General features: G+C 34.9%; 10 protein-coding genes and 1 pseudogene. 3 read left to right on the plus strand and 8 right to left on the minus strand.

The window, feature by feature from the left end; genetic code table 11:
• Positions 1-914: 914 nt before the first annotated feature.
• The 3 genes from F6K15_RS17910 (at position 915) to F6K15_RS17920 (ending at position 3,461) form a co-directional block, all read left to right on the plus strand.
• Positions 915-1,691, plus strand: coding sequence for an HAD family hydrolase (locus tag F6K15_RS17910; protein ID WP_293062923.1), 777 nt, complete (start codon positions 915-917; stop codon positions 1,689-1,691).
• A 238-nt stretch (positions 1,692-1,929) separates the two neighbouring features.
• Positions 1,930-2,892 (plus strand): glycosyltransferase, encoded by a 963-nt coding sequence (locus F6K15_RS17915; RefSeq protein ID WP_293062925.1) that lies wholly within the window; start codon positions 1,930-1,932, stop codon positions 2,890-2,892.
• A 5-nt stretch (positions 2,893-2,897) separates the two neighbouring features.
• The gene (locus tag F6K15_RS17920; RefSeq protein WP_293062926.1) at positions 2,898-3,461 is read left to right on the plus strand and encodes a hypothetical protein; all 564 of its coding nucleotides are present in this window, start codon (positions 2,898-2,900) and stop codon (positions 3,459-3,461) included.
• A gap of 113 nt (positions 3,462-3,574) precedes the next feature.
• On the opposite strand, the gene F6K15_RS17925 is transcribed toward F6K15_RS17920, so the two are convergent.
• The 8 genes and pseudogenes from F6K15_RS17925 to F6K15_RS17960 form a co-directional block, all read right to left on the minus strand.
• Positions 3,575-4,621, minus strand: a complete 1,047-nt coding sequence (locus F6K15_RS17925) for a sulfotransferase domain-containing protein (protein ID WP_293062928.1) — start codon at positions 4,619-4,621, stop codon at positions 3,575-3,577.
• Positions 4,622-4,681: 60 nt separating this feature from the next.
• On the minus strand, positions 4,682-6,541 hold the full coding sequence (locus tag F6K15_RS17930; protein ID WP_293062929.1) for a tetratricopeptide repeat protein: 1,860 nt from the start codon (positions 6,539-6,541) through the stop codon (positions 4,682-4,684).
• A gap of 23 nt (positions 6,542-6,564) precedes the next feature.
• Positions 6,565-8,199: a glycosyltransferase 61 family protein gene (locus F6K15_RS17935; RefSeq protein ID WP_293062931.1), complete on the minus strand. Its 1,635-nt coding sequence runs from the start codon at positions 8,197-8,199 to the stop codon at positions 6,565-6,567.
• A gap of 230 nt (positions 8,200-8,429) precedes the next feature.
• Complete coding sequence (locus F6K15_RS17940; protein WP_293062933.1) at positions 8,430-8,651, minus strand: hypothetical protein; 222 nt, start codon at positions 8,649-8,651, stop codon at positions 8,430-8,432.
• Complete coding sequence (locus F6K15_RS17945) at positions 8,648-9,424, minus strand: sulfotransferase family 2 domain-containing protein (RefSeq protein ID WP_293062935.1); 777 nt, start codon at positions 9,422-9,424, stop codon at positions 8,648-8,650. Before F6K15_RS17945 ends, F6K15_RS17940 begins: the two co-directional genes overlap by 4 nt.
• 5 nt (positions 9,425-9,429) lie before the next feature.
• Positions 9,430-10,173, minus strand: coding sequence for a M48 family metallopeptidase (locus F6K15_RS17950; RefSeq protein ID WP_293062936.1), 744 nt, complete (start codon positions 10,171-10,173; stop codon positions 9,430-9,432).
• Between the two features lie 109 nt (positions 10,174-10,282).
• Positions 10,283-13,411 (minus strand): tetratricopeptide repeat protein, encoded by a 3,129-nt coding sequence (locus F6K15_RS17955; RefSeq protein ID WP_293062937.1) that lies wholly within the window; start codon positions 13,409-13,411, stop codon positions 10,283-10,285.
• Between the two features lie 31 nt (positions 13,412-13,442).
• Positions 13,443-14,030, minus strand: a pseudogene (locus F6K15_RS17960) (Uma2 family endonuclease).
• Positions 14,031-14,040: the final 10 nt, after the last annotated feature.

A 14,040-nucleotide genomic window follows, 5' to 3' on the forward strand; every position in this document is an offset into this window, starting at 1 on the left:
AGGGCGAATGCCATTCGCCCCTACATCTAGTTTGTAGGTTGGGTTGACAAAGGAAACCCAACAAACCAATCTTTATTGTTGGGATTATTGGGTTGTGAATCGCACTTTTTCCTTTCCCTTGGAATGCTACGCAAACGAAATGCTCTGCCAACAGGTGGTGGTGCAAAACAAAACTTACAGTACGATCGCTAATTATTTGAACCTGATATTGGATATTATTTTGTTTTGGGTCTTAGTCGATATCCTAAAAATAAAGGTGGTGGTGCATTGTAATGGTGGTCTATGGCTTTGTTGCATGAAAGTATATAGCTGTCGCACTTGCTTGTGCATATCTACAACAATAACGCGCTGAAACTGCTGTAACTGTTGGACAATAGATAAATAGAACATCAGTATTTGAAATCAAAAAGCTGAAACCTTTACAGGTAAAAGCTTTGATATTTTAACGGTTATCCCTAACTATTGGACAATAGTAAATAGAACATCAATAGTCGCTTTCATAGAGCGATATAGCTGCCGCACTTGCTCCGCCAACGCTTTCTCAGCAGAGCAATAACTATTGGACAATAGATAAATAGAACATCAATAGGACTTACGCAGATAAGCTATATATAGCGCTCAAAACTATTGTACAATAGTCTTTATAATCTATAAATAGTGCCTTTGCGTAAGTCCTGATCAATAATCGCGTGCTTAGAGCGATTAAGCTGCGGAATGGATGTTAAGAACGCTACTTTCATGCCACAAAATGGTGTATAATTTAATACTCCCCATCTCCCCATCTCCCCCAACCATATAAGCGGAGGGAGCAAGTGCGGCAGCTATATAGCTCCTTGGAACTGGAATGACTTAATTAGGGTTTGCTGATTGGTATAATCTCAAAAGTTTTGAAATGATCGACCATAAAATTAATTATGCCTTTGATTCCTCTCTCTGAAACAGTAGCAAAAACAACCCTTAAAAATCTTCAACTTATAGCTACTGATATGGATGGTACATTAACTAAAAATGGTAAATTTACTTCTAATCTTTTCCTGAGTTTAGAAAAATTAGCAGCAGCTAAAATTCAGGTATTAGTAATTACAGGTCGTTCTGCAGGTTGGGTGCAAGCTATTAAAAATTATCTGCCAGTAGTAGGAGCGATCGCTGAAAATGGCGGTTTATTTTATCCTACTCATAGCGAAGCACCTAAATTTTTAACTTCTATCCCAAATATTAATCTACATAGACAAAATTTAGCTGAAGTTTTCCAATACTTAAAAAGTCTATTTCCTCGGATTGAAGAATCTGTTGATAATCAGTTTAGACTCACAGATTGGACTTTTGATATTCAGGATTTAAGTTTATCTGAACTGACACAAATAGCAGAGATTTGTCACTCCAAAGGTTATAGTTTTACCTATAGCACTGTGCAATGTCATATTAAACCTTTAGAACAGGATAAAGCTACGGGTTTATTGCAAGTTTTGTCAGAATATTTTCCGGAATTAACAACAGAAAAAATTATTACAGTTGGTGATAGTCCTAATGATGAAACTCTGTTTTATAAAAGTAAATTTCCTTTGTCGGTGGGAGTAGCAAATATTCTCGAATATGCCGATAAATTGAATCATCAGCCAGTTTATATTAGCAGTCAAAAAGAAGCAGAAGGTTTTTGTGAATTAGCAGAATTACTATTAGAAGAAAATTAATTTTATTCAACCACAAAATCAAGATTTTTTATGCAATGTTAATCTATAGCAACTGCCATTACTACTTTGTCAATTTCCTATGTTAAGCTGTAAGTGTGAAAAAATATGGACGCAAATAGTGTCATTATTTTAAGTTTATTTGAATTTCGCCAAAAGGAAAAAATAGTAGCTTTCTTTGTTTCCTGGAGAAAAAAAGAAACTCAAAACTTACTTAAGGTAATAATTGGGTGGGTGGACAATGCCACGAGTTAGTGTTATTATTCCAGTTTATAATAGTCTTTATGTTACTGAGGCATTAGATAGTGTCTTAAATCAGACCTATAGAGATTATGAAATTATTGTAGTTGATGATGGTTCAAGGGAACATATTCAACAGGTTTTAGAACTATACTCTAGCAACATTAACTACATTTACCAAGAAAATCAGGGAGTGGCAGCTGCTCGTAATCGTGGAATTGAAATTGCGCAAGGAGAATTTGTGGCATTTTTAGACCATGATGATTTTTTTCTGCCAGATAAACTGGCACTCCAGGTTAGTTGTTTTGATGCTCAACCGCAAGTGGGAATGGTTCACACTGGTTGGCGCAGGGTTAATCAAAAGGGGGAATATATTCAGGATGTGAAACCTTGGCATCGGATACCCGTTTTGGATTTGGAAAATTGGGTGCGGTGGATGCCCATACTTTTTAGTGCGATGATGTTTCGACGAAAGTGGTTAGAGGAGGTGGGGGGGTTGGATACAGGATTTAAACAAGCATCAGATTTGGATTTGGTGCAACGTTTGGCCCTGATTGGTTGCGAAACAGTTTGGGTCCAGGAGGTAACAGTTTGTTATCGAGAGCATAGTGGCAATGATTCCCTGAATACCCCACTACAAGCGCTGGAGTCATGGCAAGTCAGAGATAAATTTTTTACCCGTTCCGATTTACCAGTGGGGGTGCACTGTTTGGAAAAGGAGTGTCGTTATCGTACTCTGGTTTGGGTTGCTTGGCGGTTGTATTACACTGGGTATCTTGAGGAAATGGTGGAATATTTGGAGAAATCTTTGATTTATTCTCCCTATTCCTTGACAAAAACGGTATCAGATTGGGTGAAAACTTTTACTAAATATAGTGCCGAGTTTGGTTATGAGTTGGATGCTTTGAGTCTGACTCAATCAAAACCCTGGCAACAGATGATTAGTTATTTTGGGAGGTTTTAGAGGTTATGGGTATGGAGGAGCTGAAACAGGAGTTGGAGCAGTCTCATGCTGAGTTTTATCAGCTTTTAATGGAGTTGGAGCAATCTCATGCTCAGTTAGAGCAGATGCAGATGGAATTTGAAGAGTCTGAGTTACTGAGAAAAAAGATGGAGATAGACTTGGAGCAAATGAAATACCACTTGGAGCATACTCAGGGGGAATTAGCGCAAACTAAATCAGCATTGCATCAGACTGAGGGTGAATTGGATAGATATAAGTATAGGGAGGCGATCGCTTCTCAGATTATTTCAGAGAAAGAAAAGGAGTATAAGCAGTTGGTGTGGGATGCTTGGTCTGCTTATCGGAGTGGGAATATTAATCAGATGGTTGATTGTTTACAGAGGTCTCTGAAATGTACCTCCTTGTCGCGGACTAAAACTGTGTCTAATTGGGTGAAAAGTTGGAGGGAGTTTTCTCAACAGAAGGGAGAAAGGTTTGAGGTGCGTCGTTTGGATGGATATCAGGAGTGGAAACAGTTATTGCGACGGATGACTGTGGTTAAATCTGGAGGAAATATCAGCCCCGCTTAAATCTTTCAAATTTGAGTATCAAAAGTCAGCATAGAGCAATAATTCCTTAAAGTGGTAACCTATAGGTAAATTTCCTATAGGTTTTTTCTATAAATTTAAATCGTTTTTAACGATTACCCCATAGGGTATCCATAAGCTTCAAGATTAAGATTATACTCTTTTTCTAATATCTGGTTTTGAGAAATGCAATAGTTGCTGATAGATTTTTTTAAGTAGTCAGGATATAGCGTGCTTGCCCTTTCTCCTTCCTGAAAATACTCCCTCAAATTATGTCTAATATCTTTAATAAATTCTTTCCAGTTATCTAAATTATTAGACCCTGTTTCTAACACACTATCTAATTTCAAATTCATACTCTTATGATCTTCAGAAGGAAGCATATCTATATATGAATTCATAGCTTCTTTATATGATTTCAAATCATTTGCCATCAGAAACTTTTGGCAATATAGAAAATCTACAAGTCGCGTAGTTATGCGATTTTTCTCTCGCTTAATCTTGCTTGTATCTCCAATTAGAGTCAGACTTTCCTCTTTACTAATCCCTAAGGTTATAGATAGGTTTTTGGCAAAGTTATTGATATCTTCCTTAAACTCTTCATACAAAAGAATATGTATATTCTCAGAGCCAAATATTTCTGAATAAAGTTTAATAATTTTTCCATACCTAATCTCAGTAATTTCATTAAAAAGAGCAGGAGAGCGCCACTGTTTTTTGAGCCAGCTTTCAAAACCATTAAAAGTGTTAGGATGCTCCAGATTAAGACGCCAAAAATATGTTGATTCTATCCAATCTAAAGGATGCCTCAAAGTTATTAAAATTTTAACATTTCTGAAAATTTGCGTGAGTCGCATAGCACAAATGTATGGATCCATAAATTTGTAAGTACTAAAATCTTCCTCTGATAAAACTAGAACTTTTTTCTCATTACTCATCTGAGTAATAGCTTCAAAGTAAGCTTCATAAACTTCCTCAAGATTGAACGAGATGCTATCCCGACGGACAATTGCATCACCTGCTTTTAGCATTCTCTTATTATCTGACCATACTTTACCAAGATAGCCAATCTCGGAGTGACGAGAGAAAAAATATCTCTGTAGAAAAGTGGTTCCGGTCTTGGCTAAACCAATATGTACAAAAATAGGTAATCTGTTATTCATAAATATTAATTCTTATTTTTCCAATTACTAAAGTTTTTGTTCTAATTAGGCTTCAGGAGCCTATAGTAAATTTGCCATACTCAATAGTTCAGCTAGCAAACTAATATCGACAAATATATCTTCCTGATTTCTTTGCTGAGAACTTTTTGCTGAGTGTACTGAACTCGTTCCATCTTCTGTAGAAAAATTGTAACTAGGGTCGTGATAGCTATAATATTCAAGATTGCAGCAATTGGAGAGTGACCAGTAATAGGGTTTAACATGAGATGAAAAGAGTTCAATTACTTTTGTGCCAGGGTTACAAAACACTATGTTAGTTAGACCAGCACCATGAGGTGCGACTATAGCCTCAGTTTCAGACATCAGGGAAGCTTGTTCGGAAACTGTCATTGACTCTAAAATAACAGTTTCAAATTGATATTTGCTTAATAAATTAACCACTTCTTCTTCATTAATAATTTTACGCTTTCCTCTCTTATTTCTACTGATATAGATTCGTCGTTTTTTAGTTAAACCATTTGAAGTTGGAGAAAGAAAATACCTCCTTAGAAAATTAACAGCCCATTCTTCAACATTGAGTGCAGGATTTTTAAATGAAGGAACAATCAGATTTTCTGCACTAATATGAGGCAGACTTTCACTCTCTATAACTTGAGAGGCAGAAATGCCGATTTTCTGGAGTGTTTCTATTTGAAAAGGATGCCTATATCTATTAACAACAAATTTATCAATTTTTTCGAGACTCATACCAGAATTATAAATCAAATCAATACGAGGCAGCAAATCAATCATCCAATGGTAGTATCCTCCTCCAGCACCTGGTGTCACTAAAGAGCAGACCGAACCACCAATTTTTTTTAAAGGTGGCAACCGATCGGAGCTAAGAATAAGCTCTGTATTACCAATTGATACTTCCGAGACCAAATGATTTTCTGAGGTATATATTACGTTATTTTTACTATCTAGCCATGCTCTTCCATCCCGGACAAAAGTAACAAAGGTTTCTGACACTTTTACTTCCTTAACTGCAAGCTCTGGATGTACTTGAGAATTAAGTCCTTTTGGTGATGAGAGCTTAAATTTATAAGCTGGATGAACTGTTTCAAACTTTACCGACCCATCTTTATTTGATTCGTCTTTTATTACTTTGACTATTGGTAACGTTTGACAGAAATGATTTAAAACACCGACAGGTAGCCTTCCATTATAACAATTTACTGCATTATCGAGATCGCCTTTCAACTCAAAAGCTTTTCCTAGATGTGTGTAAACTTGCCTGTAGTCAGGTTTTATTCTTAAAGCTTGAATAAAATTTTGTATGGAATCTTCATACTGAAGCTTTTTAAGTAAACCTAACCCTAAGTAGAAATAGCTTTCACTCGAGTCAGGATTTATACTAATTGCCAACTCATAGTGATAGATTGACTCATCAAGCCGATGCTGCTCCATTAAAGCATTTCCTAAAGCATTATGAAGTAAAAATTTCTGTCGGTTTTGCTGAAAAATGGAAAGAGATTTTTGATACCAAGATATCCCATTATCGACTTCACCGTTCTTAACAAAAAGATTACCTAAGTTGTAATAAGACCAGAAAGAAGATGGATTAAGTTCAAGAGATTTCAAATAATGTGAAATTGCTGGTACAGTTTCCCCTATTTTCTCAAAAATATTCCCTAGTTGCAAATGATATCTGAAAAACTTTGAATTGATAGCAATGAGCTTTTGATAGCATTGAATAAGCTCCTGATACTTTTTTTGCTTTTCCAACACCTTAGCAAACTGAACATAATAAAGCTCATCTCCAGGATTTAAGTCAATCGACTTTTGATAAGCTTTAGCAGCTTCATCTAATTTTCCCTGTTCTTCTAGTTGTTTACCAAGTTCAAAAAAATCCTGAGATAAATTTTCTGATTTCTTCATTTTTATTGTTTCATACGACTAACTTAAATTTTAATTTTTGAAGCTTTAATGATGTTTAAACATGAGTCAATATTGACCCAAATATCCTGACTGCTCATGGTAGGATTAATTCCTTGTGATAGATTTTCCTCCTCTGAATTTGCTTTATTTTCTCCCATCAGATAGTAATATTCTAGATTACATTGATTGCTCAGTATCCAGTAACAGACATTCACATAAGAAGGAGAAAATAGTTCTATGACTTTAGTACCTGGAGAGCAAAAAACTAAATTGGCTAATCCAGCTCCATGAGGAGCTACCACAATTTCAGCCTCAGCCATTAAAGCAGCTTGCTCAAAAACTGACATCGACTCAAAAGTTACAAGCTCAAAACCTAGCCTAGCTAATACCTGCATAAGTTCCTCTTCATTTACTACTTTGCGACTAGATGAGCCACGACTGATGTAGATACGTTTTGATGCTTTAGGAAGAGTAGCTAGATTTTCTTCTAGAAACTTTTTCTTGAGAAACTTGCAAACCCATTTGGGAATCCTAATTTCTTTTGGGGTGCTTCTAAAAGGAGCAGAAGGTACGACTAATTCGGTAGCTTTTATATGAGGATACTGCCAAGTTTGGATAACTTTATTTTGAGAAATTCCTAGGCAATCTAGAGTTTCTTTGTGATAAGATGCCCCATGTCTATTAAAAACAAATTTATCTATACTATTAAAATTAATTTTGCTACGACGTAACAGCTCAATACGAGGAAGTACATCAATCATCCAATGGTAATAGTTTTGAACAGCTGTAAGCCCTGATATAAAGACTACTTTTCCATCTATATAGTGAATAGGTGGCAGACTTTTTGAAGACATTATTATTTCTGGATTTCCGGTAGAAATGTTACTCAAAAGCTGATTTTCTGAAGTAATTACAGCACTATTTGAATTATCTCCCCAAGCTCTACCATTTGGTACGATGGCTACAAATGTTTCTAAAGAATGATTTTGATTTTTAAAGTTAGGATGAATGCTGGTACTTGTAGTATTTGGAGGCAATAAATTCCCTGTACTAGCTGGCTCGATACTTATATGAATCACATTATTATTTACTTCTGAAGTGGAGGTTACTTGCCAATTTCTAGTTTCTTCACAGAGATTCAACCGAGTCAACAAATAATGTGGCAGTTTACCGTGGTAGCAGGGATGTGCAAAATTGTTGAGACCTTGTTGCTGAAGGATATTTCCTATCTGTTGGTAAGCATCCCGATAACTAGGTTTAATTTGTAATGCTAGTAAAAAACAAGCTATAGCATCTTCCCATTTTTTCTGAGATATTAGATTCCTTCCCAAACTACAATAATCTTCTACTGTCTTGGGCTGATTATCAAGACTTCGGTAATAATTAATTAGTAATTGCTGCAAGTTTCGATAACAGTCGATATTATTGGGTTTTAATTCAAGAGCACGACGGTAAAAAGATATAGCTTCATCAAGTATTCCTTGCTCAGATAGTGTTTCTCCTAAATTGATGTAAGCTTGATAAAAGTCAGGATCGAGTTCTATGACTTGCTGGTAAGTAGCGACCGCTTCTTTTAGTTTACCTTGATGCTGCAACTGATGTGCTTTTTGAAAATATTTTTCAGGCTTGTTTTTGATTCCTGTATCTAGAGTTTCCAATTGCTTATAACCTCCTGTAATTTTAATAGGTTCCTTTTTTAACAACAATTAACCGCTTTTTCGAGGAGTCCCCTCTGACGATCAAGGTATCCTAATTAGTTACTCGATCACACCAAAGAACTTTTTTAGCCAGTTTAACCAACAAACGGTAGTGCATCATGAGTAATTTCTTTGCTAGTCATTGCTTTGAGTCCAAATTAAGTATAAATCGTACTGAACGTATTTAAGCATTAGAGCTTAGTTAGCTTGAACCCTAAATTTTCTAATCTTTGATTAGAGGGTTGGAAAAAGCGCGTCATTTTACTCCTTACCAACTCTTCTGCACCTTTGTAAGTTCCTGCTGCCTCTAACTTACCCTGTATTTTTAAATGGTTTGCTGTTTGAAAAAATTCCTCTGCTGTAGTTTCTTGTTTGCTTACTTCTTTCCTAACTTCGTTGTTTTCTGCTTTCATGTTCCACTCCTAACCATTTCTAATTCCTCCGTTATATCTTTATCTGCTGTTTTCCATAAAGTTTGATCTAGTTTATTGCCTTCCTCAAGTTCATTGAGCATTCTCTCCCCTAACTCTACTTCCAGTTTGTTCCTAATTTCTTCTTCTTGTTTTATTGCCTTTTTACTTGTAACATTCAAGTAGCTATATTCCAGATTTATTCCAGGATAGCTATGACTAAATTTTTTATTTGCTAATTCTAAAGTTTCTTCATATCTCTCTACTGTACCAACTACAACACTAGCTTTGATATTTTGCATAGCTATTTTTAAATCTTGGTCTGTTGGAATCTTCGTCCCTTCACTCTTATCCTTTCTTGCACAATAATAAGTTTGATAATTACATAACATTGTGGGAGTTTTATCTAATCTCCATCTGACATATTCCTTCAAATCTAGTTCCTTTGCCTTTATTGCTCCTTGTGTTTGAGCATTTTGCTTTTTCTCAAATTTATAAATTGACTCTACCCTTGCCAGTGGATTTCTTAATAATATCAAAGATAAGGTTTGATATTCTTTGCCTTGGGGGGTGGGTAGACAAATATGATGCCCTGATATTGCTAATGCTTGAGGATTTTCTAAGATAAACTTTTCCAAATCCTCTTTTGTCACCATCTGACTTTGTGGTAATTCACATTCATAATATTTTTCTCCAAAATGCTTTTTTAGAGCATATTGTAAAGAAGTTCCTGCATTTTTAAATATGTGATGGTGAATTAAGATTTTTCTTTGCATTTTTTTTAACTATGGACTTGAGATACTATTTTTTTTTGTTGGGGAAAATCTGGGTCAATTTTCAACATTTTTTCAAGATAGAGTATAGCCTGGTCTCTATCACCCTTTTTTGTCAAAGCTTCTGCTAAATTACATAGAAATAAAGGTGAATTAGGGTTCAGTTCAACTGCTTGGTGATAATTAGCTACCGCCTCTTCATATTTTCCTTGTTTTACCAAAGCTTCTCCTAATTTATTATAAGACCAGGAGAATTTAGGATTTAAGGCAATAGCTTGTTGGTAAATGGTACTAGCTGCTTCTAAATCACCGTCTTTCTCTAATTTTTTCCCTTCTTTTAAATATTCTGCTGCTGTTTTACCACGTTTAATATTAAAGTGAATCAAAATAAAACCTAAATCCCTTTCATCATCACCTACACCTTGCTGTTTAGAATTAAATATTTTTTCACTTACCACTTCAATTTTCGTCTTCTGATATGCTGATTGGGCTACGGGTATTGAGCAGTTAAATACTTGGCCAGGAGAGCTAGTAATTTGCTTACTTTCTTTATCTACTTTCAATATAAATGTGTTACCTTCAGGAAATTGATCGGAAATATATCCCTGTAATTCAACTTCTTGGATAGGATGTTCATTTTTAATAGTAAAGCTTAGTTTTTTCCCCACCCACATATCATCAAATAAACCAGTCAATTCACTAATTTGTTTGACCGAACCATTGATAGGAAATTTGGTTTTGTTATCTTGCATCTGCTAATTCCTTTCTAATTAATTATTGATTTTTCCTGGAAATATATTCTCTAGATTATTATCTCTAAAATATTTGTTAATTTGATGGCACTTTTTTACTTAGTAAATTTTACTCATGGTTTACCTCTGTCAAGGAAAAATTTAGATTTCTTAACAATTCATCAAATTTATTAGTTACAGCTTCCATTGAATATTTACTAGATATAGTATCTAGTGAATTTTGAGAAATTTTTGACCACAATTTATTGTCTAAATACAAACTAGCTACCTTTTGAGCAAAACTTTCTGATGTATGACCGATTAAGACATCATAACCATCTTTAATTCCCATTCCTTCTGCTGCAATAGAAGTTGCTACTACGGGCAAACCATAACTAAAGCTAGTCAAAATCTTACCTTTAATTCCGGCACCATATCTTAAGGGAGCTACCGAAATTTTACAGCTATTAAAATATTCTGAAATATCCGGTATATGGCCTGTAATAATTACATCATCAGATGATAAATTCACAATTTCTTCTGGGGCATTGCTGCCGATAACAAAAAATTTTATATCATTAACTTTTTGCTTAATTAAAGGAAATACATCCCGTACAAAATAAAGAACTGCATCTACATTTGGTGGGTGTTGAAATCCGCCAATAAATAAGATATTTTTTCTTTCTTCAAATCCTTTACTTGCACCATATATATCCCTGGGCATATTGAAAAATTCTATATTTTTCAAATGAGGATTTTCCTCTTCCAACATTTGTTTTTCCATCATACTAACAACTAATGTACAGTCTGCTTTTGTCATTAATGCTAATTCTCGCTCCTTAGTCTGGGTTGCTTTTTCTGCTAGTTCAAAACTATTTTTTAGCTTGGCTTCTCTTTCTTCTCTAAGATAGTGTAAATCAACCGTATCATATATTATTTTTGCTTGAGGTGCAAATTTTCTCACATTATCTATATGCTTTTCAGTGAATTCTAATCTAGCTAAGTAGACGACATCATATTCACTGCCATAAGCTTCTAAATAGGATTGAATCGAAGTTATATAAGAACAATATAAACACTCAACTCCTAACCTTTGTAAATCTTCTGTATACTTTTCAACATATAATAAGTTATCAGGTGCAAAGGTTATTTTGTAATTAAGAGATTGAAAGATTTTAATTAAGTTAAAAGCTGTAACTGAACCTGAATCTCGATCGGGCATTAACATACGAGCATCTATCATTAATAGTCGCTTTTTTACAGGTCTTTCTCGCTCTAAACGAGGTTCCATTGCATTGGGGCGATGAAGCTTTAAAACATCCTGCCATTTTTGCATGAATTTTTGATGATTAACAACCTGATATTTTTTGACTCCTTTGGTGACATCTGTGCCTGAAGATATTCCTTCAAAATGAACAATTTTTGCTAATGGTTGGTAAAAGGTTTTGTATCCAGCTTTTCTAACCTCAAATGCTAGGTCAGTATCTTCATAATAAGCAGGTTTATAACGAACATCAAAACCTCCTATCTGTTTCCATAATTGGGTGGGAATCATAATTCCAGCACCCGAACAATAATCTATTTCCCGTAAATAACAATATTCGGGTTTATTAGGATGGTCTAATCTACCATAATTCCAAGCAGAGCCGTCTTGCCAAAGAATTCCACCTGCTTCTTGAAGTTTTCCATTGGGATATAAAAATTTAGCTCCAACTAATCCTGTTTTTGGTATTTTTCTGAAGGTCTCTAACATTTCCTGGAAACAGTTAGGCATAACCACAGTATCATTATTTAGAAATACTAAATACTCACCTGTTGCTATTCCTGCACCTTTGTTACAAGACCCAATAAAACCTAAATTTTGTTCATTAAAAACTGATTTAATTCCAGATATTTGACTTAGCACTTCTTGGGTATTATCCTTGGAATGGTCATCCATAACAATTACCTCAAATGGTAGAGAATCATCTAAGGTTGCCACTAAGGATCTTAAACAATTGTAGGTATGTAAAATTTGATTATAAACAGGGATAATTATAGAAATAATTGGTTTGTCGCTGGTGTTTAGAGTTAGTGGTTGTGGCTGTACAAGACGTAGATATTCTGCCATTTCTACGGGATAGGCAAATTCCCGATTTTCCATAGCTATTGCATTTTGTAATTGCCAATAAATTAAGTCATTATCTGGATGGTAATTAATTGCTTCTTGATAAAAGAAAATAGCTGCTTTTAATTCACCTTTTTTAACACAGGAATTTCCTAACTCCATCAAGTCAAATTGTGCAGATATATCTGGGTTAGCTGACTGAGCTTGTAATCCCATTTGATAAAAAATAATTGCTTCGTCTAATTCATTTTGTTTTACTAATGCCTGACAGAGTTGCAAATATAATTCTGCATCGTTAGGTTGAATTTCTAATGCTTTATGATAAAGTTCTATATTATCTGGATGCTGCTGTATTGCCTGGCGGTATGAGTTAACTGCTTCTGCTGCATAAAGTTGCATTTGTTGTTGCAGAGTATCTCCTAATTTTTCATAACTTTTTGGTAAATCTGGCTGTAATTTTATGGCGCTTTTGTAGGCAGCGGCCGCTTCATAAAAATTACCTGTTTTGATTAATGTTTCTGCCAAATTATAATGTGACCAAGCAAAATTAGGATCTAACTCAATTGCTTTCTGATAGGATGCGATCGCCTCTTCCCACTTCTCTAACCTAACTAAAACATCCCCCAAATTATTATAAGACCAACAAAAATTAGGGTTTAATTGTATCGATTCATTATAAGCAGTAACTGCTTCTTTTTGCTCTCCTATTTCCTGTAATAAATTCCCTAATTTATGATGTACTTCCCATAATTCTGGTTGAATTTCAACTGCTTTTCTATAAACCTTTATTGCCTCTTCCTTCTCTCCCTTTTCTACCAAAGCATCACCTTGCAAATGGTAATCATCTGCCAAATTTTTATCTACTTTAATTGTCTCATCAACAGCAACTTTTTCTAAATCTGACTTCTCCTGTACAGCTAATACTTTCCCCGACTGCCCCACTGTTGTTAACTTCCCATCAGCCTCTTGCTTCTGTTGGCCATTAGCTATTTTCTGCTGAAGCTGATTTTCTGCATCTGCCAAATACTGTTTTAGCTCTTCCCAGTTAGGAGCTAATGCAATTGCCTCGCGATAAGCAGCGATCGCTTCCTCCCATTGTCCCTTTTTCGCTAAAACTTTTCCTAATTGGGAAAAACTCTTTGCTTGCTTCATATTGCGTTTATTTATGCTCACTTAACTTATACTACCAAATCAATGTTAAATCTAGAATAAATCCTGGTAAAATATTTTCTCCTGATATTGTTTGAGGACTTTCTAATATTTCTACATTTTGCTCTGGTCAATAAATCTCTAATTGTAGTTTTTTTCGATTAATTAACCACCCTAATTTTGCCCCATTTTCTATATACTCTCTCATCTTAGCTTTAGTTTTTTCTAAGGTATCGCTAGGAGACATTAGTTCTACTACAAAATCTGGGCATAATGGTACAAACCTATCTTGTTCTTCTAATGTTAAAGCATCCCATTTTTCTCTACTTACCCAAGAAGCATCAGGGGTACGTTGCGAACCACTTGGTAGGGTAAAACCTGTATTTGAGTCAAACACTTCTCCTAGATTATTTTGAGAATTCCAGATATCTAATTGGGTAGTTATTTTTACATTGCGTTTCCCTGTATTTCCTCCGGTAGGTGACATAATAATTAGTTCTCCTGTGGCACTCCTTTCAAATCTGAGGTCGTCATTTTCTTGACAAAGTTGCCAAAATTGTTCGTCTGTTAAGTCGATTTTTAATTCTAATCTTGGCGGTAAATAAATGGTGGGAGTTTCCATAATTCTTCCT

The organism is Okeania sp. SIO2B3, assembly GCF_010672525.1.
Lineage (GTDB): Bacteria > Cyanobacteriota > Cyanobacteriia > Cyanobacteriales > Microcoleaceae > Okeania.